A 25,506-nucleotide genomic window follows, 5' to 3' on the forward strand; every position below is an offset into this window, starting at 1 on the left:
TTATGAACTTTATAAACTTTATAAACTTTATAAACTTTATAAACTTTATAAACCTTATAAACCTTATGAACTTTATGAACCCGCTACTTTAGAAGCGATACTGTATCATCGTGTTGATACGACTTGCGTTACCGTAGTCTTTGTTGAAGTCGTTACGGCGTCCGAAGACGTATTCGATACCACATGAACCGTATTCGCTGAAATCCCAGAATAGATTGGCGGCGGCGTATTGAGCGTATTTGTATGAGGTGGTCGGCATGCCGAACCGTTCCTCTACACGGGCGTAACTGTACATGATGTTGGAAGAAAGCTCTTCATTCCATTTGTGAGAGAAACCTCCATAGGCTCCCCACGCGCAGGATGCTTTCAATTTTCCCTCGGCAGTGGCACTGGGTACGAGGTCAAGACCTATACCGGATATATCCTGTATATAATTGGAAATACCTTTGCCGCAAACACCTTGGAAACAGAAAGACGTGCTTTCCGAGAACTGCCAGATTCCACTTAAAGAGGCGCCCCAGCCCGTTACGATTTGGTCTTTATCCTTGATTTCATCCTTGTAATACATGTTTCTTAATACTGCTCCGGCTTGCAAGTGGCTGCCGTTTTTGAAACTGTATCTCACGTTAAGTGGGATGTCGGGAATCCTTTGATGAATATAATCCGTGAATTCTCCTTCCGTGTAAGACGGTTCCACGTATTCAAGGGCTAAAGAGGCTTGCCAATGCTCGTTGAAATCCTGCGTGTACCGGATTTGCGGTTGACGTAAGGCAACTTCACTGGTCGGACCTTCCTCGTCGATTGTGGCAGGACCTGCGGAAATGTCACAGAAAGTACTCCATGTCTTACCAATAGTGAAGCCTCTGAACTTAATGAAAGCCTGTCTTAGGATAGGAGCGTTTTGTGAGCCTTCGAACTCCATTTCCATGTAAGTAACCAGTCTGCCGACTTCTGTATCGCCTACCAGTTTGAAGAATAACCGGGACTGTCCCACGTCGATACCGTAACGTCCGCCGGATTGATGACCTTTCAGGGCGATAGAGTTCGTTTCGAAGTAATTGTCATTGGGAACTCCGTTAAAATCGTAAATTCCCTGCACCTGTACAAACCCTCCCACGCCGAATACGAAGTTTTTATCCTTGTTGAAAAACACAAATCTCGGGGAAGCGGGATCGTTAAAGGATAGCGGAAAAGCTTCTTTCATCATTTTGTAAAAGTTATCCGCATCATTTTTTGCCGACACGGAAGTCACGTTGACTTGCGCTCGTGCTCCCGTGTAGATTCCACAAGAGATAGCAATCAACAATAGCAATGTCAATTTTTTCATAGTGCTACAAATTAGTTGGTTAATTTAGTAACACTATATACGGGGGAGGATAGTAAAAGTTCAGGTAATTCAGTGATTTGACCTTACGACCTTATGGACTTTAAGACTTTATGGACTTTAAGACTTTATGGACTAGAGGGCGTGTCAAAACACGCCCTCATCGAATTATATTTTGACCTCTTTCAGGATTTCCCGTAAGTCGGTCTTCTTCTTCAAAATGTCATATAATTGGTCGATAGCCACGCGTTCCTGTTCCATCGTGTCACGATAACGTATGGTCACGGCATTGTCTTCCAGTGTTTGATGGTCAACCGTGATACAGAACGGGGTTCCGATAGCATCCTGCCGACGGTAACGCTTACCGATAGAATCCTTTTCATCGTATTGGCATCTGAAATCAAGACGTAATAATTTCATGATTTCTTCCGCTTTCTCCGGTAGCCCGTCTTTTTTCACTAATGGCATAACGGCAAGTTTGACCGGAGCCAAGGCGGGCGGCAATTTCAACACGACACGCGCATCCTTTGAACCGTCTTCTTTCACGATCTCCTCCTCCTTGTACGCGGCGGAAAGGATTTGCAGGAACATACGGTCTACCCCGATAGATGTTTCTACCACGTACGGCACGTATGACTCGTTCAATTCCGGATCAAAATATTGTAATTTTTTGCCGGAGAATTCTTGATGTCGTTTCAGGTCAAAGTCCGTGCGGGAATGGATACCTTCTACTTCCTTGAACCCGAACGGGAATTTATATTCGATGTCTGTGGCTGCATTCGCGTAGTGAGCCAATTTCTCGTGATCGTGGAAACGATAGTTTTCAGCCCCGAAACCGAGAGCCTGATGCCAGCTCATGCGGGTTTCTTTCCATTTCTTGAACCACTCCAATTCCGAACCGGGGCGTACAAAAAATTGCATCTCCATTTGCTCGAACTCGCGCATACGGAAAATAAATTGGCGAGCCACGATTTCGTTGCGGAACGCTTTACCGATTTGAGCGATACCGAAAGGAACCTTCATCCGTCCTGTCTTCTGAACATTCAGAAAGTTCACGAAAATACCTTGCGCGGTTTCCGGGCGCAGGTAAATCTTGCTGGCACCTTCTGCTGTGGAACCCATCTCCGTGGAGAACATCAGGTTGAACTGGCGTACTTCCGTCCAATTGCAGGTACCGGATATAGGGCATACAATCTTATTGTCGATGATAATCTGACGCACTTCCGTCAGGTCGTTATCGTTCAACGCCTTTGCCATTCTTGCCGTGAGTTCCTCTTTTTTTCGGATATTCTCCAGCACTTGGGGATTTGTTTGGCGATATAACGTTTCGTCGAATTTCTCCCCGAATCTTTTCTTGGCCTTTGCCACGTCTTTCTCGATCTTATCCTCGTATTTGGCGATATGGTCTTCGATCAACACGTCGGCACGATATCTCTTCTTGGAATCTTTATTGTCAATCAACGGATCGTTAAATGCATCCACGTGTCCGGAAGCCTTCCAGATGCTCGGGTGCATAAAAATAGCGGAATCCAGTCCCACGACATTCTCGTGCAGGAGTACCATCGAGTCCCACCAGTATTTCTTGATATTATTCTTCAATTCCACCCCGTACTGACCGTAATCGTACACGGCAGCCAACCCGTCATATATCTCTGATGACTGGAACACGTACCCGTATTCTTTACAGTGTGCTACCAGCTTCTTAAAAACATCCTCTTGTGCCATTTTAATTTTAGATTTATGATTTTAAATTTTAGATTCAGTTTGCGTTTGTAATCGTAAATCTGTAATCTGAAATCGTAAATTAATTGTCTACTCCAATTTCTTTTATCGCTTCGGTCACGTTGATAGCGTAATCTCCGATTTTTTCACATTCGAAGAATATGTCACTGTAAACGATACCTGTCGCGTAATTATATTTCTTCTCCTCGATAGCCGTCAAGTGTTCCTGTTGCAGGATAGTACGGTAATCATTGATCGTTTGCTCCACCTCGTAAGCTTTTTTTGCTTTTACTTCCTTGTATTCAAGGGCAAGGTTGGCGCACATGACAACGAGAGCTTCGTCCACGATAGCCATCATGTGGCGTAACTTCTCGTCAAGAAAGTCGGGAAATTCTATATTCTGTTCATTCCGGCGACCGATAGCCTTTGCCACGTTCAACGAGGAATCCGCGATACTTTCAATTTCCGATACGATTCTAAACATGGCACGCAACCGTTGTGTATTTTCCGTGGAGAGTTTCGACTCGGAAACCTTGGTCAAGTAATCGGCGATTTCTACTTCCACCACGTCGCTCTCGTCTTCCAGTTTATCGATGCGGTTGAATTTCTTCTCGAACTCTTTTGTCGGCGTGTGCATGATTTCTACCACTTGGCGATACATGTCCAACGTATTCTTTGCATAATGTGAAATCTCTTGTTTCGCTTGGAATAGAGAAGCATCCGGGGTAGAAAGCAACCCGATTTTGATGTGTTTCAGCGTGAACGCATCGTCTGCCGATTCTTTTGATTTAATCATCCGGGTAACCAACTGGGCAATCACTTTCGTGAACCAAATCAGTAAGAACACGTTAGCGACATTAAAACAAGTATGGAATAATGATAAGGCAACCGGCACGGAACCTACCTCCGTGAACGGGTTACCGATACCCAGAATTATACTGAGTTTTGCCACCCAGCCGAGGAATATCGGGAAGATAGCCAGTACCCATAATACCCCGAACACGTTAAACAGGAAATGTGCGAACGCGGCTCTTTTCGCTGTCGTGTTGGCAACCATGGCGGCAAGATTTGCCGTGATAGTGGTTCCTATGTTTTCACCCAACACCATGGAGGCGGCAATATCGAACCCGATCCATCCGTTGGCACACATGACCAGCGTCAATGCCATCGTGGCGGAAGAGGATTGTATCAATATCGTTAAGGCTGTTCCTATCAGCATAAACAGGATGTAGGAACCGTATCCCATGTCCGTGTAATTATGCAGAAAGTTTAGAATTTCAGGATTCTCGTGTATATTCGGCATGTTCTCCTGCAAGAAGTTCAACCCGATAAACAAAAGACCGAAACCGATGATTAATTCTCCCCAGCTCTTTCGTATCCGCTTTGCCGAGAACAGAAGCGGTAAACTCAGACCGATCAGGGGAAGCGACAGGCTTACCATGCTGACTTTGAAGCCGAGGATGGAAATCAACCATGCCGTGAACGTGGTTCCCACGTTGGCTCCCATGATAACCCCGATGGAACCGACAAGGTCAAGTAACCCGGCGTTCACGAAACTGACGACCATTACCGTGGTCGCTGACGAACTTTGAATGATTGTGGTAATTAGAAGACCGGTGATAACACCTTTCACGCGATTGGATGTCATTGCGGCGAGGATGGTTCTCATTTTATTACCCGCTACCTTTTGCAAGGCCTCACTCATCATCTTCATTCCAAAGAGGAACACACCCAATGATCCGATCAATTGCAAGAAATCGAGAATCGTGTAATTCATAAACAGTTATTTGTAATAAATAGAATTTGCGACGTAAAGGTATAACAATCTAAATAAAAAAAGCCCCCATGCGGGAGCTTTTTTTTATTTTAATTGTCGGTATTACATCATACCCGGCATCCCTCCACCCATCGGCGGCATTGCGGGAGCGGGATTTTCCTGTTTTTCCTCGACTAATACACATTCGGTCGTCAGGAACATTCCGGCGATAGAAGCGGCGTTTTCCAAAGCTACGCGAGCCACTTTCTTCGGGTCGATAACCCCGGTTGTCAACAAGTTCTCGTAAACACCCGTGCGAGCGTTATAACCGAAGTCTTTTTCACCCTCTTTCACTTTATTAACTACCACGGCGCCTTCTACTCCGGCGTTAGCGGCAATCTGGCGAAGCGGTTCCTCGATAGCGCGTTTCACGATCTCGATACCGGTAGTTTCGTCTTCGTTTTCGCCTTTCAAGTTTTCAAGAGCGGCAGTAGCGCGGATATATGCAACACCACCTCCGGGGATGATACCTTCCTCGATAGCGGCACGCGTTGCGCTCAAAGCATCGTCGATGCGGTCTTTCTTCTCTTTCATTTCGATTTCAGAAGCGGCACCCACGTAAAGAACGGCAACTCCTCCGGCTAATTTAGCCAATCTCTCTTGCAGTTTTTCTTTATCATAATCAGAAGTAGAATGTTCGATCAATTTCTTGATTTGGTTTACACGTTCCGCGATAGCTTCCTTGGAACCGCAACCGTTCACGATAGTGGTATTCTCTTTGTCGATGGTTACCTTGTCGGCACATCCCAGCATATCCAAAGTGGCAGTTTCCAACTTCAAACCTTTCTCCTCGGAGATAACAACACCGCCTGTCAAGATGGCAATGTCTTCCAGCATCTCTTTTCTGCGGTCGCCGAATCCCGGGGCTTTCACTGCCGCGATCTTCAAAGAACCTCTCAAACGGTTTACAACCAAAGTAGCCAGCGCTTCGCTTTCCACGTCTTCTGCGATGATAATCAATGCACGTCCGGCTTGAGCAACGGGCTCCAGAACGGGCAACAATTCTTTCATCGTGGAAACTTTCTTATCGTAAAGCAAGATGTACGGTTTCTCGAATTCTGCGTTCATCTTTTCCGTGTCGGTCACGAAATACGGGGAGATATATCCGCGGTCGAATTGCATACCTTCAACCACTTTCACTTCTGTTTCAGTTCCTTTGGCTTCTTCTACCGTGATAACACCTTCTTTCGTTACTTTTTCCATTGCCTCGGCAATCAAAGCACCGATATTGTCATCCCCGTTAGCAGAGATACGTGCCACTTGACGAATCTTATCGTAGTTTTCTCCTACTTCTTCTTTTTGGCTTTCCAAATTCTTCACCACTTCGGCAACGGCTTTATCGATACCTCTCTTCAAATCCATCGGGTTAGCTCCGGCGGTAACGTTCTTCAATCCCACGTTGATGATGGATTGAGCCAAAATAGTAGCGGTAGTAGTACCGTCACCGGCATCGTCACCTGTTTTGGAAGCCACTTCTTTCACCATTTGAGCACCGATGTTGGCGTACGGGTCAGATAATTCGATTTCTTTTGCCACGGAAACACCGTCTTTCGTGATATGCGGCGCACCGAATTTTTTCTCGATAACCACGTTACGTCCTTTGGGACCGAGTGTCACTTTTACAGCGTTTGCCAACTCGTCAACACCCTTCTTCAATAAATCGCGGGCTTCAACATTAAATTTTATCTCTTTTGCCATAACCTTTTTAATTTTAGATTTTAGATTTTAAATTTTAAATTGAAAATCGATAGCGTGTAATTCATTTTCAATTTTCAATTCTCCATTTTCAATTGTTATAGAACCACTAGAATGTCGGATTGATTCATGATCAAGTACTTCTTGTCGTCAATCGTGGCTTCCGTGCCTGAATATTTACCGAATAAAACGGTGTCGCCAACCTTGATTTCCATCGGTTCGTCATGCTTTCCGTTTCCGGTTGCAACTACGACGCCTTTTTGTGGTTTTTCTTTTGCGGAATCAGGGATGATGATTCCTGAAGCAGTTTTAGTTTCAGCCTCTACCGGCTCTACAATAATTTTGTTAAGAACTGTCTTAAGTGCCATAATTCTTAATTTAAAAGTTTATTATTAATTGAAATTATCTCTATTTTTAAAATCAAATACGTCATTGACGGTACACATTCCGTGCCAAACAAAAAAATGTCAGTATGACTGACATACTGACATTTTTTTTGTTTATAATATAAAATATAGAATCTTCTAGTTATTCTTGGGTATCTCCGCTGTTGTCATCCACTGGAGTCGTGCTAACCGGTGCGCCGAAATCAGGAACACTTTGAGTCGGAGCCGATTGGTTCAATTGTTCTTGAATTGCGGATTGTTTCCCACCTTGTTGACCTCTCGGGATCACCATGGCAGCCACGATACATAAAACGAGCATAGCGCCGGCTAGTGTCCACGTTGCTTTTTCAAGGAAATCGGTTGTTTTTCTTACACCCATGATTTGATTTGAAGAAGCAAAGGTTGAAGATAAACCACCGCCTTTTGAGTTTTGCACCAATACGATCAATATTAATAAAGCGCAAACAATAAAGATCAAAATAGAAACAACTAAGTACATATTAATTCGTATTATTATTTAAGTTCTCTTTTATTTTTTCAATCTGACTCGCGAAGTAAACACTTTTTTCCGGATATTTCAAACTTAATTTCGAATAAGTTGCGATAGCCTTGTCATATAATTGCTGACGGATGTATATTTTAGCCAATGTTTCCGAGAAAAATTCTGTTGTCGAATCCGTGTCAGTTGCCGTGATCTCGGGGGAAGGCACGTTTTCGCCCGTGAATTTGGCGATAGAAGGTTCCGTTTCAATAAATTTCTCGATCAACGTGTCCCGTCGCTCCTCTTTTTGCTTCTTTTTGGTCAACCACTCGTTCGCGAGTTCGTCAAGTGATAACATTTTTTCTTCCGGAAATTCATTTTCCAGCTGGTAATACGGCATCGGTAAACGAGTTTTTTTCTCTTCTTCCCGATCTTCGAGAAGTTCAATGGCGACGGGTGCCTGCTGGTAAACTTGCTCGTGCGAAGTACTCTCAAGGGATAACAGGTTATTCAGGTAACGGTAGAATTGTTTGTGATCCGGGATGAAAATGGTGTTTTGACGTAATTTCTCCGAGTATGCCGGGTGTCCCGTGTCATGTAACATTTTCAAGTACACGACACGTGCCGTTGAGAAATAAGGGTATTGCTCTATCAGTGATTCAACCTCCCCGATAAGCTTTCCTTCGTTACGTCCGGAACGTATAATATCTATTAATTCTTCCGTGTTCAAATTCTACCAGTTTACAAGTGCTTTGTTAAACACGTCTTCGATAATCTTGTCCGTGATATTCTTTATTAATTCCGGTTCCGCCGCGTCGTAATTCACGTCTATCCCGTAATCCTCGTAATGCGAGAAACTACTGTCGAAATCGGATTTGCCTGTTTCGTCTTTCGTGTTCGTGTATTTCACCCGGATAGTGATCGTGAGGCGGTTCTGTGCTGCCACTTCATCCCGTTGGATATCCACCGGGCGTTGTGTGAAGCCCGTGATTTGTCCCTCGAACCGGATATCCCCGTTATTGTCTGTCACTTCCGTCAGACTGGTACGGTCCCTCAAGTATTTTTTCAATGCCTCCGTGAAATCAGAACCCAAGTTCGGTGCAAAAGGTGTTTTATTCGAAAAATAATCCACCGAGAAAGTCTTCTCCCCGTTGGTCAGAGATACTCCCGAGAAAGCGTATTTCACGCTTGACAACTTGCACCCGCTGAACGTCACGGCTAATAATAATATAGGTAAAATTCTTTTAATCATCTGATTCTTAATAATGAACTATGAGTAAATCTATCGTTTCGACAAAGATAATAAAATTAGAAACCACCTCTTGTTAATTTTAGATTTTAAATTTTATAGAATCTTGTTAAGTTCTTCTTCAACTTCTTCAATTGTTGGTAATTTACTTTTCAAGTTTTCAGGAAGTAGCTCCTTAACATTAAACTCACTAACTCCAATTGGTGAAGATATATTTTGCAAAGCATATTCAACTTCAATCCTATCCTTATCCCGACAAAGTAACATTCCAATAGTCGGGTTATCATATTCTCCTTTTAGCGAGTTATTGATTAGGTTTTGATAGAAGTTTAGCTGTCCCAAATGTTCCGGCTTGAAGCTTCCATTCTTAAGTTCTATAACGACATAAGCTTTTAAAGGAATATGATAGAACAGAAGGTCACAGAAGTATTCCTTGTTATTTAGATTCAAACAATATTGCTCTCCTACAAATGCAAATCCTTTACCTAATTCGAGAAGAAATTGGGTAATGTGAGTAACAAGCTGTTTTTCAATATCTCTTTCTCGTGCTTTTTGTGATACGGACACAAAATCAAACCAATATGGGTCTTTAACAACTTCTTGAGCCATATCTGCCGTTAGGGCTGGTAACGTCTGTGAAAAATTTGTCTGTCCTTGCCCGTAATGTTTGTAGAATTGTTGCTTGAATTGATTCTCCAAAACACTTCTGCTCCAATTATTAGACAGGATTTGGTGTGCGTAGAACAACGCTTCTTCTATGTTTTGGGCTTTGCTAATTATTACCTTTTGATGTCCCCAAGGTATGTTGAAGATAATGTCATAATTATTAGCTGCTTGTAATTGTCCCTCAGCTTGGGGGACAATTGGATTATTGGGCAAAATATGTATTTGTTCTGCATAGAACTCGTAGAAATTCTTACTATAATATAGATTCTGACGAGAAAAGCCTTGCATATCAGGAAACTCATTGCGTAAGTCTGCTGAAAGTTTGTTTATAACTTTGTCCCCCCAGTTCTGTTCTTTCAGTTTTAGAGAAATCATTTGTCCTAACTGCCAATAAAAGTGTATTAACTCTGTATTGGCTGTTTTTATCATTCGTATCTTCGTGGAACGAATTTGCTGTTTGATGGCTTTTAACCACTCTATATATTCGCTGTCTATCGCGTTAATAGAATCATCTTTCATGGGGGCATCTTCTCATTTTCAATTGTCAATATTATATTCCTTCAATTTCCTGTACAGCGTTCTTTCCGATATCCCCAAATCTTGTGCTGCCAGTTTTCGTTTGCCGTGGTTCTTTTCCAAAGCTTTGATAATCATTTCTTTCTCTTTCTCTTCAAGGGATAACGATTCTTCAATAACGGCTTCCGTGTCCTCTATATGTCTTTCCTTCTCTGCCGAGAAAGATTTTGGTGGTTGTGGGGCAAGAAACTCTGATTGAGGAGTCTCGTAAAGATTGCGTAACACGATCGAGGTCGGGGGTTCCGGCTCCGGCGTGATATGCTCTTTTTGCATAATATCGTACACCAGATGTTTCAAATCATTCATATCCTTTTTCATGTCAAAAAGAATCTTGTACAAGATTTCCCGTTCATTGGCAAAACTATGGTCGCTTTCCGGGATGGATGTTAAAGCCGGAAGGCTATTGTTGTGTGCCGGAAGATACCCTTTTAACGTCAGGGCATCCACCGCTCTCTCCTGCTCGAGGATAGAGATTTGTTCCGTGATATTTTTCAGTTCCCGTACGTTACCCGGCCAACGATAGTTTTCAAGCACTTGCACGGCATCTTCTGTCAGTCTTACCGGGGGCATCCGGTATTTCTCCGCGAAGTCGGCGGCAAATTTCCTGAAAAGCAAAGAAATATCTTCTTTTCTATCCCTTAAGGGAGGGATGGGAATAGGAATCGTGTTGATTCGGTAATACAAGTCTTCCCTGAATTTCCCGTTTTTCACCGCCGTCGGGAGATCCACGTTTGTGGCAGCTATCACTCGTACGTTTGTTTTTTGTACTTTGGACGAACCCACGCGGATAAATTCTCCGGTTTCCAGTACGCGCAGTAATTTCGCTTGCGTGGAAAGGGGTAATTCTCCTACCTCATCCAGAAAAATAGTTCCCCCGTTACTTACCTCGAAATATCCTTTCCGGTCGGCTAAAGCTCCGGTAAACGAACCCTTCTCGTGGCCGAATAACTCGGAATCAATCGTCCCTTCCGGGATTCCGCCACAATTGACGGCAATATATTGTTCATGCTTGCGGGTACTGTAACTGTGAATAATTCGCGGGAATATTTCTTTTCCTACCCCACTTTCCCCGGAAATCAGTACCGTGAAGTCCGTGGGTGCAACTTGTACAGCTTTCTCTATCGCCCGGTTTAATTTCGCGTCATTACCGATAATTTCAAAACGTTGTTTGATATTCCTGATATCCTCCATATCCCATTTAAATAATTAAAGATTTGTGATTTACGCCGCCGAACGGTAAAGCGTGAATCCCCCATCCATGAATTGTTCATCTGCAAAATTAGCAGATTAAACTGACAAAATAGCATAGAAATGGGAATAAATTTGAAAACGGGATTTCTGTTATGCAAATTATTTCCATATATTTGTAGCTATAATCGAACGTTTGTTGATATTAATAAAATTAAACACTACGCATTTTCACGACTGAAACACAAATTGATAATCAACGTCTTATCATTCAACATAAATCCAGTGCTAGAAATAATAGAACTATAATAAAACGTTGGTTTTATGATAGAGGAACCACCTATAGATATCGGTCGTTTAATCGGGGGTGATGAGAATGTTTTTCAAGCTCTGTTTGTTGATTATTATCCGTCATTAATCTCATTTGCAATAAAATATGTTGAACGGGAAGAGGCTGCCCAAGATATTGTACAAGACGTTTTCGTGAAGGTTTGGGAAACTCGCAAGAAATTGCGCGGTGTTGAAAATCTCTCCGCCTATCTCTATCAGATGGTACGTTTTAAATGTTTTAATCATTTACGGGCGGAAAAGATTCGTCATGATGCGACTCGTTCATTTACGGAAGAAATGGATGTTGTCGAGATGAACGAGTATATAAAGGAGGAAACTTTCCGTATCGTGATGAGTATCGTTGAAGAACTTCCTCCCGGTAGTCGGAATGTCTTTTCACGTGCAATACAAGGTTATTCCGCCAAAGAAATCGCGGATGAACTGGGAATCACGATAGAAACGGTGAAGAAGCAGAAACAAAATGCCCGTCGGGTATTAAAAGAACGATTGGGTAATCTTTTCATGTTTTTCTGTTTATAAGGTATTTTTTGATATCTCGGGTAATGTCATCTTGTATTTTACAATGGGATGTCAAGGTATTGTTCTACCAGTGACCTATATGAATCGAGTATGAATCCCGTATTAATTCCGGTTCACTTCCGTTTGAAATATTATTAGTAAGTTTTTGATAAGCTATTAAAACGCTATTATAGTATAGGGTTTTAATAGCGTTTTAATAGGGAACTAATAGCGTTTTACACGGAAGTGAACCGGAATTGATACGGGATTATCCCTGTTTTCGTGCAGGTTATAGGTATGATACGGGTAGGTCATGGGCGTGATTTTTTTTGAAGGCGGCATACCTCCTTTTTCTTTTTGAAGTGTCATACAAGTGTAAACGAGTTTAAATATGAAGAACGATAGAATACACGAGAAAATTCCCGGTTTGTTGGCAAAAGCCATCGCGGGAACGTTGAGCGAAGACGAGAAGGAGGCTTTGCAGGCATGGAGAGAGGCGGATAAGGCGAACGAGCGTCTTTACGGGGAAGTGGTGAATGCCGGGTATATAGAGCGTAAATGCCGGGAAACGGCACGGGTGGATGTCGTGAAGGGGTACACGGGAGTTCTGCGGAAGAGGAAACGTAATGTTCAGGTACGACGAATCCGAAGGATATCTACCGTGGCAGCCGGGATATTGATACCGCTATGCGCTATTGTCTTCTGGTTGAGTAACGAAGAGAAGAAAGATGTCGTTCCGGAACAAGTGGCAGAAGTTATCCGACACGGGGAGGTGAAAGCGGAGTTAGTTCTGGCTGACGGGACAACCAAAATGTTGAGTACGAACGTTACGGATTCTTTGCTTTTACAGCAAGGTGCGAATATTGTCATTCAAGGACGGGGTGTCAGTTACGTGGGTGATTCTTCTGATGTAGAAGTACGGTATAATACGTTGCGGGTTCCTCGCGGCGGGGAGTATTCAATCACCTTGTGTGACGGTACGGTGGTGTATTTGAATTCCGAATCGGTATTACGTTATCCCGTGAAATTCGCGGGAGAAGAACGGCGGGTTTACCTGTCCGGAGAGGCCTATTTCGAGGTGACGACTGACGGGGAACACCCGTTTGTCGTGGATTTGAAAACTTCTGCCGTGAAAGTCTTGGGTACCGGGTTTGACGTTCGGGCGTACAAAGATGAGGGGGAGATATTGACGACCTTGGTACATGGTTCCGTGGCGTTCTCTGCCGGGAAGGAATCTGTCGTGTTGAGGCCGGGAGAACAGGCTGTACTGGGTAAATCGGGCGAGTTGGAAATGCGGGAGGTGGATACTTATTTGTACACGGCGTGGAAAGACGGTGTTTTCGCTTTTAAACAACAGCGCCTTGAGGAGATTATGAATATTGTTTCCCGTTGGTATAACGTGAACATTTTTTGGGAGAATGCTTCTCAAAAAGAAGTTACTTTTACCGGAAAAATGCGTCGTTATGACTACTTTTCTAAAGTCGTGGAGATGTTGGAAATGACGGGAAACACGGGATTCGAGATTAAGGGGAATAATATTTTTATCCGGGAAAAATAAAAAAATGATATTTGACATACCTCCTTTTTCTTTTTGAAGTGTCATGGAGGTGTAGAGCGATTGAAAAAGAGTTTACAGAGAGAAATAAAAAAGACGGGATATTGGCCGTATCCCGCCTTTTAAAACCGGATGAACCGGAAATTGTTTCATTAAACGTTTACAAATGTATGAAAAAAAATGAAATGCATGACCTTTCATGGCGTGAAAGGTTGCTAAAAACATGCTTGATTATGAAATTTGTAGTCTTACTTCTGTTTGTATCGACGCTGCATTTGTCAGCGAGTGTCTATAGCCAAGAGGCTAGAGTGACAGTTCATTTACAGGACGCGTCCTTCGAGGATGTGGTGAAAGTGTTGGAAAATTCGACGAATTTTACTTTCCTGTACAGGGATCATCAAGTGGCACAAATCAAGAACTTGAATTTGCAATACACGGAAGCTGATATCAAGGTGATTCTGGACGCTTGTTTAAAAGGTTCCGGGTTGACGTATCGCTTGGTGGACAACACGATCGTGATTCAACCGGTGTACACGGCGGTTACGGATTCAATTGCCAAGATTACCGTGAAAGGTGTTGTGAAAGATGAGAAAGGGGAGATCTTACCGGGGGTGACAATCCGCGTGAAAGGAACAACCATAGGTTTCGTGACGAATGCCAAGGGTGAGTTCGATTTTGATTTGCCGAAGCGGGATAATCTCGTGTTGATCTTCTCTTTTGTAGGATTTCAACGGCAGGAAGTACAAGTCAAGAATGAGATGAAACCATTGACTATTGTAATGAAGGAAGATGTACAATCGGTAGATGAAGTTGTGATAACGGGGATTTTTAATAAACCGAAAGAGAGTTTTACGGGAGCGGTTACGGCTGTATCAAAAGAAGAGTTAAGAGCTAAATATTCTCGAAATCTTTTACAAACATTGTCAAATATTGATCCTAGTTTCCGGATTATTCAGAATAATGATGCGGGCTCTAACCCAAATCATTTACCGGAAATTCAGTTACGTGGTGCTTCAACATTATCAAGTGTGGAAGATTTACAGAATGCGAATCGTGCATCATTAAATTATCCTTTATTTATTCTGGACGGTTTTGAAGTTGATTTGGAACGGGTGATGGATTTGAATGATAATGAAGTTGAAAATATCACGATATTGAAAGACGCAAGTGCGACTTCTTTGTATGGTTCAAGAGGGGCAAACGGTGTGATTGTGATTACGACCACACGTCCTTCCGCGGGGAAATTAAGGGTTTCTTATAACGGACAGGTAAAAATAGAGGTCCCGGATTTGAGTTCTTACAATTTGGCTACGGCTACAGAGAAGTTGGAATTTGAACGCAAGAATGGTGTTTGGGATAATGAGAATTATCAAATGCTATATGAAGAACTAAAAGCCGCTATTGATAAAGGTGAAAATTATGACTGGTTGTCGGTACCTGTTCGGACAGGGATTGGGCAGACACATCGTTTGAGTTTTATGGGTGGTTCAGATGATTGGCGTTTTCGTTTTGATTTGTCGTATGATTCTACGGTTGGTGTGATGAAAGGATCTGATAGGAACAATTTTAACGGTACATTAGAGGTGGATTATATGACGGATAAATGGACGGTGATGCAATCGCTCTCCGTTGGTTTGAATACTTCAGAAGATAGTCCTTATGGTAGTTTTTCTGATTATGCGAGGATGAATCGATATTGGAATCCTTATGATGAAAATGGAAATGCAATGGACTATTATTATCATCCGTTAAATTCAAATCCTATTGATAATCCTTTGTATAACTGGAGTGTGGGATGTTGGAATGATTCCGAGTATACTTCATTGAGAAGTAATACCTCAATCCGTTATACGATTAAACCCGGATTTCAGCTAGCGGGTTCAGTCGGATTAAGCCGCCAGATATCACGTAAAGATAATTTTACGCCTCCTTCTCATAAATGGTATATCGCTAAAGAGTTGGAGCAAAAGGGACGTTATGATCGGACGGATAAAACAACAGATCGTTGGCAAGCGGGTCTAACTATGAACTATGCGAATACGTTTAAAGAGAAGCATATGTTAACTGTAAATCTGAATGGAGAAATACAAGAAGATGTAGATGAAAATGTAAGATGGGCTGCCACGGGTTTTCTAACTGATAAGATAGATAATATCGGGATGTCATTGGGTTACCCGGATTCTTGGGGGACAAGTGGGGAAGAAACGACCACTCGTAGAATCTCTTTGCGAGGTTCTGTAAACTATTATTATGATATGCGCTATTTCTTTGATATTTCATATAGTACGGATGGTTCTTCTTCTTTTGGTTCGGAGAGTCGTTGGGGATCTTTCTGGTCTGTCGGAGGAGGGTGGAATATATATAATGAAAGTTTCATTAAAGAGCGTTTGGGGTGGATTAGTGACTTTCGAGTGCGTTATTCTTATGGGGTGTCCGGTAATATGGGATTTAGTCCCGCGGATGCAATGACTGTATATCGCCAGAATACAAATGAAACTTATTTGGCGGGAGTTGGTGTTGATATGGTGAGTTTTGCTAATCCACATTTGAAATGGCAGAATACATACCAGCATAATACCGGTTTTGATTTGGGTTTTTTCAGTAATCGTTTGACATTTCAGTTTAATTATTACAATAAGTTGACAGACAATGCAGTACAGCGTATCAATTTGCCTATATCCCATGGGTTTGAATATTATATGGGGAATATCGGGAAAATCAGAAACGAGGGATATGAGTTGAACGTGACGGTATATCCAATTCGTAATACGAGTAAAAATATTAATTGGAGTATTACGGGTAGGTTTAGCAGACAAATTAATACGATTGTCAAGTTGTCAGAAGGATTTAAAGAATCTGTTAAATATGATGTGAAGACGATGAACGGAGCCCAAGAATACTATCGTTACATAGAGGGACATTCTATGGATGCTATTTATGGATTGCGTTCGGTAGGGATTGACCCATTGTCAGGATATCGCATGTTCTTGGATAAAAATAATGATATTACATTTACGCAAAGTTCGAATGATCTTGTTTTTCTAGGGGATCGTCAGCCTAAAGTAAGTGGAAATGTAAATACCTCTTTTTCATACAAGGGAATATCTGTCAATATAGGTTTTAACGTGAAGTGGGGTGGTTACCAAGTGAATTTTACGGAAATGACAAAAGGCGAGAATTTGTATTTATTGTATAATATAGACAAACGAGCTTTGACTCAAGGATGGGAAAAACCCGGGGATAAATCTCGGTATAAGGCCTACAATGTTAATTCTGATGCGGCAAGCCAGTATACGTATCCATGTGATATGTTCGTGCATAAAGATAATATATTCAGTTGTTCGAATATTAATGTTTCCTATGTTATTCCCCGGAAATGGTGCCAAAAGATGGGTATGGAAACGTTAACTGTAAGTGCTTACTTGAGTGATATATTCTATTTATCTACGATTAAACGGGAAAGAGGTACAGATTATCCGTTCTCGATTAATCCCAATTTTTCAATTTCTTGTTCATTCTAGATATAAAATTTAAAAAGATGAGAAAGAAAATATATGTTTTTGGTATAGCGTTGCTATTAAATTGCACGGCTTGTAACGATTGGTTGACAGTTCAACCGGAAACTTCCATTCTGGCAGAGGATTTATATTCAACGGATGAAGGAATAAAGCAAGCATTAGATGGCGTGTATTTAAGAATGAGAGGAATATTATATTATCCCGCGGGTGAAATGGGCGGTGGAGGATTGGTGGAGTCATTGGCGTGTTCATGGTCTGTAAGCGAAGGCAACAAAGAGTATGATTTGGGAAATCATGATTATACAACGGAAAATGTGAAAAGTCCGTTAAATACGACGTTTAAAGGATTTTATAATATAATTGCGACCATGAACGATTTGATTCAGGGTGTCGAGTCTAATCGGGAGAAAATTTCAGATGAGGTTTATAATGTTGGTGTTGGAGAAGCCCACGCGTTACGAGCATTGGCGCATTTTGACTTGATCCGTTTATGGGGGCCTATGCCCTCGAAGATCAATGCGGGAGAGACTTATTTACCTTATGTTACGGTAAATAGTTCCGAGAGGTATGAATACGTGACCTATGATAAATATATGGAATTATTGTTTGAGGATTTGAATCGGGCGGAGGAGTTACTAGGGAAGTCAGATGTTATATTGAATCAACCTTTTGAATCCACCGAGACCACGAATAGTATATGGCCTTATCGGAAAAGCCGATTGAATTATTATGGGGTTTTGGGGTTACAGGCAAGAGCTCATTTGTGGTATGGGGACACAGAGGAGGCCCTACGGTATGCAAGACTTGTGAAAGAAGCAATAAATCCGGATGGCTCAAAGAAATTCCGATTGACAAATGAGGCGGATGATTTTCCTGACGGTTCATGGACGGATGGTACTTCTTACAGCGAGCATTTGTTCGGGACAAAATGTGATACTTATGATTATGGGAAAGGAGGATGGATGTCCGGAAGAGCGGCAATAGCCAATTTTGATCCGACTTTTATAAGCGTGTTATTTGATGGGAATACCTCTGATATGCGTTATACAAAATATTGGACTTATGAAAGAACTTTAATGATGATGTACGGCTATGTGCTAAGAAAATGGAGGTGTTTTTATTCTGGAACTAAAGCAGCCCAGAATTTCCCGATTATGCGTTTGTCCGAGGTTTATCTGATAATTATGGAGAAGGGGGCTTTGAGTGAGGCAAATGAGGCTTACAAGGAATTTTGTACTGCTCGTAATCTTGAATATGTTCCTTACACCGAAGTTGATCGCCGGGAACGAGTGTATAAAGAATGGATTCGAGAGCTTATTGGTGAAGGTCAGAACTTTTTTACTTATAAACGTTTTGGCGTGAAAGATATGTTTTTTGGTATAAGTGAATGTGGAGAGGAACAATACGTATTACCTATTCCGGAAAAAGAATATATAAGTGAATAAAAAATCAGAAGTTATGAAACGATTATCTATTATTATATTTGTCTTTGGTGTTATAAGTTTCGCTTCTTGCCATTACGAGAAGCCGGGATTTTATGAAGGACGTGATTATATCCAATTCTATTATAGTGGAAATTTGCTACATAAAGATTCCAATGAGGTGAAGACGTCTCCTGTGAATTATCCTTATATAAGTTCTACCCGTTTGCGCGATACGGCTTGGTTTCGGTTGAAAGCAGTGGGGACTCCTTCGAGTCGGGAACGGCAAGTGCGATTTGAGCAGTATACAAATGAAGCGGATAAAAATTACATAGAGGCTGTTCCGGGTGTGAATTATGTCGCATTTGATGATCCGGAGATTCAAAAATATATGGTTATTCCCGCGGATTCAGTTCACATGAATATTCCGGTTGTGATTTTGTATGATACCGGGACCAGGGGAAGTGTTGCGTTGAATTTTAAATTAGTATCCACTGATGATTTTGAACTTGGTATGCCGACTTTGTTAAAAGGGCGTTGTATGTATTCTAATTATTAATTATCAAATGTAAGTATTGAAAATGAAAAGATTTATATTAACATTCACTTGTATGTTTGTGATTGTATCCGCGTTTGCACAGACGAATTTCCGGAATTTGACGTTGGAGAAGGCATTGGAGAAGGCGAAGGCGGAAGATAAATATGTTTTTGTAGATTGTTATACTTCGTGGTGCGGACCTTGTAAGATGATGGCGGAAAAGATTTTGCCGTTAGAGGAGGTCGGGGCTTATATGAATGAACATTTCGTGTGCGTGAAGTTTGATATGGAGAAAGGGGAAGGACGGGATATCGCGAAGAAGTTCAGGGTGACGTCTTACCCGACGTTTTTGATGTTGAAAACGGACGGAAGTTTGTTGCACCGGGTTATTGGCGGTACCGGAACCGGAGAGGAGTTCTTGAAGAAGGTACGGGAGGGACTGGATGAAAATTCTATCGGAAAACTGGAAGTCCGGTACATGACCGGTAATCGCAATATGGATTTCTTGATGAAGTATATCGAGGCGCTGGTGCAGGCTCGTGACGTGGAGAAAGCGAAAGGGATTGCTCAGGAAGTATTGGTTTCTTTGGACGATGACGAGAAGTGTTCGGCTCCTTATTGGTTTATTTACGAGAACAGGGAGTTGTCGCCCGTGGGTTCGGGAAATATGGTGTATTTGTTGAAGCACGTGGAGAAATTTCAGCAAGGTGTGGGTGTTGAGAAGGTGGATGCTGCCGTGGCGGGATTGTTTGAAATGCAACTGGAGGATATTCTGCGGGGACGGAATCGCAACGCAACTCTTGCCGATGTGGAGGATGCCGAAAAGTTGTTGGAATCTTACCACTTGACGGGACAGGAACACTTGAACGGGTATATTGCATTGATAAAAGCCGTGATGGCGGAAGATACGGATGAAACTTTACGGTTGTGTAAGGAGATGTTTCCAAAAATGTCGGATGAGAAAATTTCTTATCTGTATTTTAACCCGATCACGTCGCTTGGCGAGAAGTGGGATAAGAAGCAGAAAAAGGAATTGGAGGCTTTAACCAGACAATTGGCTGAGCAGGTGCAAATGTCTCAATTAAAACATTCACTGACGAATTTTGCCAACGTGGGGATTTCTCTGTTGGATCAGATGAAAAAGAGATAAAGACGGGGGAAGGGAATCCTTTCGTTTATTTATAAATAAAAAAGGATGGTCTATGATACTAGACCGTCCTTTTTGTTTTTTTATTACCTTTGTCAAATTCGAGATATGAATTAAATGGTGTGAGCATGAAGTTGGATACTTCAATAGAGATACAAGGATTAGTGTCTGGTGACCGGAAAGTGTACCAGCAGGTCTTTGATGTTTTCTATGATAGTTTGTGCTTGTTTGTTCATCGTTTCGTGGAAGATGTTGCCGTTTGTGAGGATTGCGTGCAAGAGGCTTTTATCTCGTTGTGGAATAACCGGGAAAGTATAGCGTCGACGGTTCATTTAAAATCTTTTCTTTATCAAGTTTGCCGTAATAATGCTTTAAATTATTTGAAGCATGAGCGGATTAAAAATGAATATGCCGCCGCTATGGTAAATGAACTGGATTCGCGAGTTTGTTTTATCAATTACGTGATCGAGGAGGAGACGGAGCGTATTCTGGCTCGGACGGAACAGGATTTACCACCTAGATGTAGGGAGATTTTCGTGTTGGCTATGCAAGGGAAGGATAACGAGGAGATAGCGCGATTGTTGGGCGTGTCGGAAAACACGGTGAAGACACAAAAAAAGATTGCTTATAAACGCTTGAAACAGAACATTGCGGATATAGGTATGCTGGTCGTTTTATTGAATCAATAAAAAAATCATTCTTTTTTTATTTTTCTTTTCACCCCGGATGGGATGTGAATTGTAATAGGTGTGTAAAATTGAAAGAAATGAAGGATTTGAACGAATATATAGAAGATATTCCCCGGTTAATAGCGAGCGACCTGCAAGGGGAGATTACTCCCGATGAGAAGGTGCGATTGGAGGGATGGATTCGGGAAAACGAGAAAAATAGAGGGGTGTATGAACGATTGCGTGCGGGAAGAGAGCGTTCACGCCGGAGAGAGGTGGTTCGGGAATTAAATAAACGTGCCGCTTGGGAGCGGGTGGATAAGGCCACGGGCGGAAGGCGATTGTTCTCGATGGTAAAAGTGATGAAGTATGCTGCGGGGATCATGTTACCGCTGTTGTGTGTGGGAGTGGCTTTCCATTTTCTAGGGAAAAAGGAGAAAACGATTGTCGCAAAGGTGGAGAACGTGGTGGAAATAAAGCCGGGAGAGATGAAAGCGGAGTTGGAATTAGCCGGGGGAGAAAGATTGTTGCTGGGAGGAAATTTACAGGATTCGTTGACGAACGAGAATGGCGTGGATATTTTGAAGGATGGGCAAGGAATTTCTTATCAGGGAGAGAGTGCGGGGAAGGAAGAATTAGCGTATAATACCTTGAAAGTCCCGAGAGGCGGAGAGTTCAAGGTTAAGTTGCAGGATGGTACGGTGGTTTACGTGAATTCCGCTTCCCGATTGCGTTACCCGGTGAAATTCACGGGAGAAGAACGGCGGGTGTATCTGTCGGGAGAGGCTTATTTCGAGGTGGAGAAAAACGAGGGAATGCCTTTCGTGGTGGAGATGGAAGAAGGTGAAATAAAGGTGTTGGGTACACAGTTTAACGCCCGTTCGTACAAGGAGGAAAAACAGCAATTGACGACCTTAGTGTCGGGTAAGGTGTTATTGACCTCGAAGCAAGGAAAGAGCGTGGAGCTTACACCGGGAGAGCGAGGTGTGATAGGCGAAAAAGGTATCAGTAAGGGAAAAGTGGACGTGTATCCTTACACGGCTTGGAAGGACGGGAATTTCGTGTTCCGTAAACAACGTCTGGAAGATATTATGAATATCGTGGAGAGGTGGTATGACGTGAAAGTGGTGTTCGTGGACGATTGGTGCCGGGAGGTTAGTTTCTCCGGAAACGTGCGGCGTTATGACGGGTTCAATAAGTTGGTGGAGATGTTGGAGGTAACCGGAAGTGTGAAATTTAATATCAAGGACAATGTGATATATATAACCAAAAAATGAATTGAAAAGATGAAAGACGGAATATTGGCACTATCCCGTCTTTCGTTACCGGATGAACCGGTATTTGTTTTACTCTAATGTACAAATGTATGAAAAAAATTAGGATTTTAGACCTTCTTTCGAAAAGAAGGTGGTTAAAAACATGGTTAGTTATGAGGTTTGTGATACTGTTTTTATTGGTATCGGCTATGCAAGTGACTGCAGGAGTGTATAGTCAGGAGGCGAAGGTAACCCTGCAAGTGGAGAATGCTTCGTTCGAGTCTGTTATTCGGTTGTTGGAAAAAAGTACGGATTACACGTTTCTGTATGAAGACCGACACGTGGAGGGCGTGCAGCACTTGAATCTGCATTATAACGATGCGGATATAAAGGAGGTGTTGGACGCTTGTTTGAAGGGTACGAATTTGACGTACAAGTTGATTAATCACACGATCATTATTCAGCGGGCTGCGTTTGTGGCTGCCGATACTTTGCAGAAGATCACGGTGAAAGGAATCGTGAAAGACGCGAAAGGAGAGATCTTGCCGGGGGTGACTATTCGGGTGCAAGGAACAACGTTGGGTTTCGTGACGAATGCTAAAGGTGAGTTTGATTTTGACTTGCCGAAGCGGGATAGTATGGAATTGATTTTTTCTTTCGTGGGATTCCAACAGCAAAAAGTGCAGGTGAAAAATGATATGAAGCCGTTGACGATCGTGATGAAGGAAGATGTGCAGAAGGTGGATGAGGTTGTGATTACCGGTATTTTTAACAAGCCGAAGGAGAGTTTCACGGGGGCGGTGACGGCGATTTCGAAAGAGGATTTGAAAGCGAATTATTCTAGAAATCTGATTCAGACATTGTCTAATTTGGATCCCAGTTTCAGGATTATTCAAAATAACGAGCAGGGGTCTAACCCGAATGCTTTGCCGGAGATTCAGTTGCGGGGAGCTTCCACGTTTTCCAATGTATCGGATTTGCAGAAGGCAAGTCGTGCGGAGTTGAATACGCCTTTGTTTATCATGGATGGTTTCGAGGTGTCGCTGGAGCGTGTGATGGACTTGAATGATAACGAGGTGGAGAACATCACGATATTGAAGGACGCCAGTGCCACGGCATTGTATGGCTCGAGGGGTGCGAACGGGGTGGTGGTGATCACGACAATCCGCCCGGAGTCCGGAAAATTGCAAGTGACGTATGATGGTACGATTAAAGTGCAGGCTCCCGATTTAAGTTCTTATGATTATTTAGCCACGGCACGAGAAAAGTTCGAATTGGAAGAGGCCTACGGGATATATGAGACGGTGAACGGGAAAACGTATTATGACAAGGTGAAGGATGCCGTTGACCGCGGAGTGAATTTCGATTGGTTGGGAGTTCCGGTACGTACGGGTGTGGGGCAACGCCATCGGCTGAACTTCATGGGAGGTGCCGAGGAGTGGCGGTTCCGTTTGGACTTATCGTATGACGGGGAAGTTGGTGTGATGAAAGGGTCCGAGCGGAATAATTATAACGGAACGTTGGAAGTGAATTACATGACGGACAAATGGACAGTGATTCAGTCTTTTTCCGTGGGAGTGAATACTGCTAAGGATAGTCCTTACGGGAGTTATTCCGCTTTTGCCAGCATGAATCGTTACTGGGAACCTTATGATGAGAATGGGAATCTGGTGGAGTATTTCAATCACCCTCTTGCGACGATGGTTGAAAATCCGGTGTATAATTGGGAAAAGGGGGTGTGGAATAAGTCAAAATACTCGATTTTCCGCAGTGGAACTTCTATTCGTTACGCTATTAGAAAAGGTTTTGACGTGATGGGATCTTTAGGATTAACCCGACAGATTTCCCAGCGGGATGAGTTTACGCCTCCCTCTCACAAGATGTTTAATTCCGTGACGGATATCACTCAGAAAGGACGTTACAGTAGGAATGAAACCGAGAAGGATAGCTGGAGGGCATCGTTGACAGTGAACTGGACAAAGACTTTTGCGGAGAAGCATTCCGTGACGGCGAACTTTAACGCTGAGATACAGGAAGATTTGAACGATCGCGTGTATTGGGCGGCAACGGGTTTTATAAATGATAAAATCGATCATGCCGGTATGTCATTGGGGTACCCGAACACGACGGGGACTCAAGGAGAGGAAACGACAACCCGGCGGATTTCTTTGCGTGCAGGATTGAACTATTATTATGATATGCGTTATTTCTTGGATTTGTCGTATAGCACGGACGGCTCGTCTTCTTTTGGTTCTGACAGTCGTTGGGGGTCTTTCTACGCTATCGGTGGCGGTTGGAATATCTCGAACGAGAGTTTTATTGCCGATCACGTGGGTTGGATAAGCAATTTGCGTTTACGCTATTCTTTCGGGGTAACCGGTAACATGGGATTCAACCCGTCGGACGCTATGACGACTTACTCGAACGCTAATTCCGAGACTTACTTGAATGGCTTCGGGTTGATGAGAAGCACGTTCGCCAATCCTAATTTGAAATGGCAAAACACGTATCAGCATAACTTGGGGATTGATTTCGAGGTGTTTAACGGACGCTTGCAGTTTCAAGCGAACTATTTTAACAAGTTGACAGCCAATACTGTTGCTGATGTTTACTTGCCGATATCTCACGGGAAGGAGATGATGAAAGGAAATATCGGGAAGATACGTAACGAGGGATGGGATTTTAACGTGACCGGTTATGTGGTTCGGAATACGGAAAAAGATTTGATGTGGTCGCTTACCGGAAGATTCTACGGGAATAAGAATACGGTGGTGAAATTGTCGGAGGCGTTTAAGCAGACTTTGGAACAAACGTATGGAGGGAAGGTGGCTTCCTCGGATTATTTCAAGTACCAAGAAGGACATTCGATGGATGCTATTTACGGGATGCGTAGTTTGGGTATAGACCCGATGACGGGGAATCGCCTTTATTTGACGAAAGACGGGCAGGTAACTACCTATGATGGTATGGAAAACTATGTTTACTTGGGAGATCGCCAGCCGAAGATCAATGGTTCTATAACTACGGCATTTGCTTACAAGGGATTGACGGTGAACTTGGGTTTTAACGTGAAGTGGGGAGGTTATCAAATTAATTTTACGGAGTTGAACAAGGCCGAGAATTTGACTTTACAAAATAACGTGGATTCCCGTATTATTGATAATCTTTGGTTGAAGCAGGGTGATAATGTTCGTTATAAAAAATACGGGACGGTAGCCTCGTACCCGAATGATATGTTTGTGCATAAAGATAATGTGTTCAGTTGCACGAATATTAACGTGATGTACCAGTTTCCACGGGAGTTCACGAAAAAATATTTGGGTATGGAGAGGTTGTCGGTAAGTGCTTTTATTAGTGATATTTTCTATTTGTCGACGATTAAGCGGGAGCGAGGAACTGCTTACCCGTTCTCGAGGAACCCGAATTTTTCTATTTCTTGTACCTTTTAACG

General features: G+C 42.7%; 20 protein-coding genes. 9 read left to right on the top strand and 11 right to left on the bottom strand.

The window, feature by feature from the left end; translation table 11 throughout:
• Positions 1-88: 88 nt before the first annotated feature.
• From ACK8P8_RS14660 to ACK8P8_RS14705, 10 genes are all read right to left on the bottom strand, one after another.
• Entirely contained in the window at positions 89-1,327 is a 1,239-nt protein-coding gene (locus ACK8P8_RS14660) for a DcaP family trimeric outer membrane transporter (protein ID WP_369860321.1), read from the bottom strand.
• Between the two features lie 165 nt (positions 1,328-1,492).
• The gene (locus tag ACK8P8_RS14665) at positions 1,493-3,049 is read right to left on the bottom strand and encodes a glycine--tRNA ligase (protein WP_099291571.1); all 1,557 of its coding nucleotides are present in this window, start codon (positions 3,047-3,049) and stop codon (positions 1,493-1,495) included.
• 79 nt (positions 3,050-3,128) lie between these two features.
• Positions 3,129-4,823, bottom strand: coding sequence for a Na/Pi cotransporter family protein (locus ACK8P8_RS14670; protein ID WP_099291572.1), 1,695 nt, complete (start codon positions 4,821-4,823; stop codon positions 3,129-3,131).
• Positions 4,824-4,925: 102 nt separating this feature from the next.
• Positions 4,926-6,560 carry a chaperonin GroEL gene (groL, locus tag ACK8P8_RS14675; protein ID WP_099291573.1) on the bottom strand — a complete coding sequence of 545 codons (1,635 nt, stop codon included), beginning with the start codon at positions 6,558-6,560 and terminating at the stop codon, positions 4,926-4,928.
• Positions 6,561-6,655: 95 nt separating this feature from the next.
• On the bottom strand, positions 6,656-6,925 hold the full coding sequence (locus ACK8P8_RS14680) for a co-chaperone GroES (protein WP_099291574.1): 270 nt from the start codon (positions 6,923-6,925) through the stop codon (positions 6,656-6,658).
• A gap of 160 nt (positions 6,926-7,085) precedes the next feature.
• Positions 7,086-7,442 (bottom strand): preprotein translocase subunit SecG, encoded by a 357-nt coding sequence (gene secG, locus ACK8P8_RS14685; RefSeq protein WP_099291575.1) that lies wholly within the window; start codon positions 7,440-7,442, stop codon positions 7,086-7,088.
• 1 nt (position 7,443) lies between these two features.
• On the bottom strand, positions 7,444-8,154 hold the full coding sequence (locus ACK8P8_RS14690) for a DUF8458 domain-containing protein (RefSeq protein ID WP_369860320.1): 711 nt from the start codon (positions 8,152-8,154) through the stop codon (positions 7,444-7,446).
• A gap of 3 nt (positions 8,155-8,157) precedes the next feature.
• Positions 8,158-8,676, bottom strand: coding sequence for an LptE family protein (locus ACK8P8_RS14695; RefSeq protein ID WP_099291577.1), 519 nt, complete (start codon positions 8,674-8,676; stop codon positions 8,158-8,160).
• Between the two features lie 93 nt (positions 8,677-8,769).
• Positions 8,770-9,858, bottom strand: a complete 1,089-nt coding sequence (locus ACK8P8_RS14700) for a PDDEXK nuclease domain-containing protein (protein ID WP_227216596.1) — start codon at positions 9,856-9,858, stop codon at positions 8,770-8,772.
• Positions 9,859-9,876: 18 nt separating this feature from the next.
• A complete protein-coding gene (locus ACK8P8_RS14705; protein WP_369860319.1) occupies positions 9,877-11,106 on the bottom strand; it encodes a sigma-54 interaction domain-containing protein in 1,230 nt (409 codons plus the stop codon).
• A gap of 321 nt (positions 11,107-11,427) precedes the next feature.
• Here ACK8P8_RS14705 and ACK8P8_RS14710 point away from each other — a divergent pair, with 321 nt between their 5' ends.
• Positions 11,428-11,973, top strand: a complete 546-nt coding sequence (locus ACK8P8_RS14710) for an RNA polymerase sigma-70 factor (protein ID WP_369860318.1) — start codon at positions 11,428-11,430, stop codon at positions 11,971-11,973.
• Positions 11,974-12,177: 204 nt separating this feature from the next.
• Here ACK8P8_RS14710 and ACK8P8_RS14715 read toward each other — a convergent pair whose 3' ends face one another.
• Positions 12,178-12,321: a hypothetical protein gene (locus ACK8P8_RS14715; RefSeq protein ID WP_369860317.1), complete on the bottom strand. Its 144-nt coding sequence runs from the start codon at positions 12,319-12,321 to the stop codon at positions 12,178-12,180.
• Positions 12,322-12,343: 22 nt separating this feature from the next.
• Between ACK8P8_RS14715 and ACK8P8_RS14720 the strand changes: the two genes are divergently transcribed.
• The 8 genes from ACK8P8_RS14720 (at position 12,344) to ACK8P8_RS14755 (ending at position 25,504) form a co-directional block, all read left to right on the top strand.
• The gene (locus ACK8P8_RS14720; RefSeq protein WP_369860316.1) at positions 12,344-13,510 is read left to right on the top strand and encodes a FecR family protein; all 1,167 of its coding nucleotides are present in this window, start codon (positions 12,344-12,346) and stop codon (positions 13,508-13,510) included.
• Positions 13,511-13,740: 230 nt separating this feature from the next.
• Positions 13,741-17,028 (top strand): SusC/RagA family TonB-linked outer membrane protein, encoded by a 3,288-nt coding sequence (locus tag ACK8P8_RS14725; RefSeq protein ID WP_369860315.1) that lies wholly within the window; start codon positions 13,741-13,743, stop codon positions 17,026-17,028.
• 17 nt (positions 17,029-17,045) lie between these two features.
• Positions 17,046-18,470, top strand: coding sequence for a RagB/SusD family nutrient uptake outer membrane protein (locus ACK8P8_RS14730; protein WP_369860314.1), 1,425 nt, complete (start codon positions 17,046-17,048; stop codon positions 18,468-18,470).
• Between the two features lie 13 nt (positions 18,471-18,483).
• On the top strand, positions 18,484-19,005 hold the full coding sequence (locus ACK8P8_RS14735) for a DUF4843 domain-containing protein (RefSeq protein ID WP_369860313.1): 522 nt from the start codon (positions 18,484-18,486) through the stop codon (positions 19,003-19,005).
• Between the two features lie 52 nt (positions 19,006-19,057).
• The gene (locus ACK8P8_RS14740) at positions 19,058-20,134 is read left to right on the top strand and encodes a thioredoxin family protein (protein ID WP_369860312.1); all 1,077 of its coding nucleotides are present in this window, start codon (positions 19,058-19,060) and stop codon (positions 20,132-20,134) included.
• Positions 20,135-20,259: 125 nt separating this feature from the next.
• Entirely contained in the window at positions 20,260-20,820 is a 561-nt protein-coding gene (locus ACK8P8_RS14745) for an RNA polymerase sigma-70 factor (protein ID WP_369860311.1), read from the top strand.
• Between the two features lie 77 nt (positions 20,821-20,897).
• The gene (locus ACK8P8_RS14750; RefSeq protein WP_369860310.1) at positions 20,898-22,076 is read left to right on the top strand and encodes a FecR family protein; all 1,179 of its coding nucleotides are present in this window, start codon (positions 20,898-20,900) and stop codon (positions 22,074-22,076) included.
• A gap of 152 nt (positions 22,077-22,228) precedes the next feature.
• Positions 22,229-25,504, top strand: a complete 3,276-nt coding sequence (locus ACK8P8_RS14755; protein ID WP_369860309.1) for a SusC/RagA family TonB-linked outer membrane protein — start codon at positions 22,229-22,231, stop codon at positions 25,502-25,504.
• Positions 25,505-25,506: the final 2 nt, after the last annotated feature.

Source organism: Butyricimonas muris (assembly GCF_046365375.1).
Taxonomy (GTDB): domain Bacteria; phylum Bacteroidota; class Bacteroidia; order Bacteroidales; family Marinifilaceae; genus Butyricimonas; species Butyricimonas muris.

Bases quoted from the DNA above. Each gene is read 5' to 3' on its own strand.
- ACK8P8_RS14660 (WP_369860321.1), bottom strand. From the start codon at position 1,327: ATGAAAAAATTGACATTGCTATTGTTGATTGCTATCTCTTGTGGAATC.
- ACK8P8_RS14665 (WP_099291571.1), bottom strand. From the start codon at position 3,049: ATGGCACAAGAGGATGTTTTTAAGAAGCTGGTAGCACACTGTAAAGAA.
- ACK8P8_RS14670 (WP_099291572.1), bottom strand. From the start codon at position 4,823: ATGAATTACACGATTCTCGATTTCTTGCAATTGATCGGATCATTGGGT.
- groL (WP_099291573.1), bottom strand. From the start codon at position 6,560: ATGGCAAAAGAGATAAAATTTAATGTTGAAGCCCGCGATTTATTGAAG.
- ACK8P8_RS14680 (WP_099291574.1), bottom strand. From the start codon at position 6,925: ATGGCACTTAAGACAGTTCTTAACAAAATTATTGTAGAGCCGGTAGAG.
- secG (WP_099291575.1), bottom strand. From the start codon at position 7,442: ATGTACTTAGTTGTTTCTATTTTGATCTTTATTGTTTGCGCTTTATTA.
- ACK8P8_RS14695 (WP_099291577.1), bottom strand. From the start codon at position 8,676: ATGATTAAAAGAATTTTACCTATATTATTATTAGCCGTGACGTTCAGC.
- ACK8P8_RS14700 (WP_227216596.1), bottom strand. From the start codon at position 9,858: ATGAAAGATGATTCTATTAACGCGATAGACAGCGAATATATAGAGTGG.
- ACK8P8_RS14705 (WP_369860319.1), bottom strand. From the start codon at position 11,106: ATGGAGGATATCAGGAATATCAAACAACGTTTTGAAATTATCGGTAAT.
- ACK8P8_RS14710 (WP_369860318.1), top strand. From the start codon at position 11,428: ATGATAGAGGAACCACCTATAGATATCGGTCGTTTAATCGGGGGTGAT.
- ACK8P8_RS14715 (WP_369860317.1), bottom strand. From the start codon at position 12,321: ATGACACTTCAAAAAGAAAAAGGAGGTATGCCGCCTTCAAAAAAAATC.
- ACK8P8_RS14720 (WP_369860316.1), top strand. From the start codon at position 12,344: ATGAAGAACGATAGAATACACGAGAAAATTCCCGGTTTGTTGGCAAAA.
- ACK8P8_RS14725 (WP_369860315.1), top strand. From the start codon at position 13,741: ATGAAATTTGTAGTCTTACTTCTGTTTGTATCGACGCTGCATTTGTCA.
- ACK8P8_RS14730 (WP_369860314.1), top strand. From the start codon at position 17,046: ATGAGAAAGAAAATATATGTTTTTGGTATAGCGTTGCTATTAAATTGC.
- ACK8P8_RS14735 (WP_369860313.1), top strand. From the start codon at position 18,484: ATGAAACGATTATCTATTATTATATTTGTCTTTGGTGTTATAAGTTTC.
- ACK8P8_RS14740 (WP_369860312.1), top strand. From the start codon at position 19,058: ATGTTTGTGATTGTATCCGCGTTTGCACAGACGAATTTCCGGAATTTG.
- ACK8P8_RS14745 (WP_369860311.1), top strand. From the start codon at position 20,260: ATGAAGTTGGATACTTCAATAGAGATACAAGGATTAGTGTCTGGTGAC.
- ACK8P8_RS14750 (WP_369860310.1), top strand. From the start codon at position 20,898: ATGAAGGATTTGAACGAATATATAGAAGATATTCCCCGGTTAATAGCG.
- ACK8P8_RS14755 (WP_369860309.1), top strand. From the start codon at position 22,229: ATGAGGTTTGTGATACTGTTTTTATTGGTATCGGCTATGCAAGTGACT.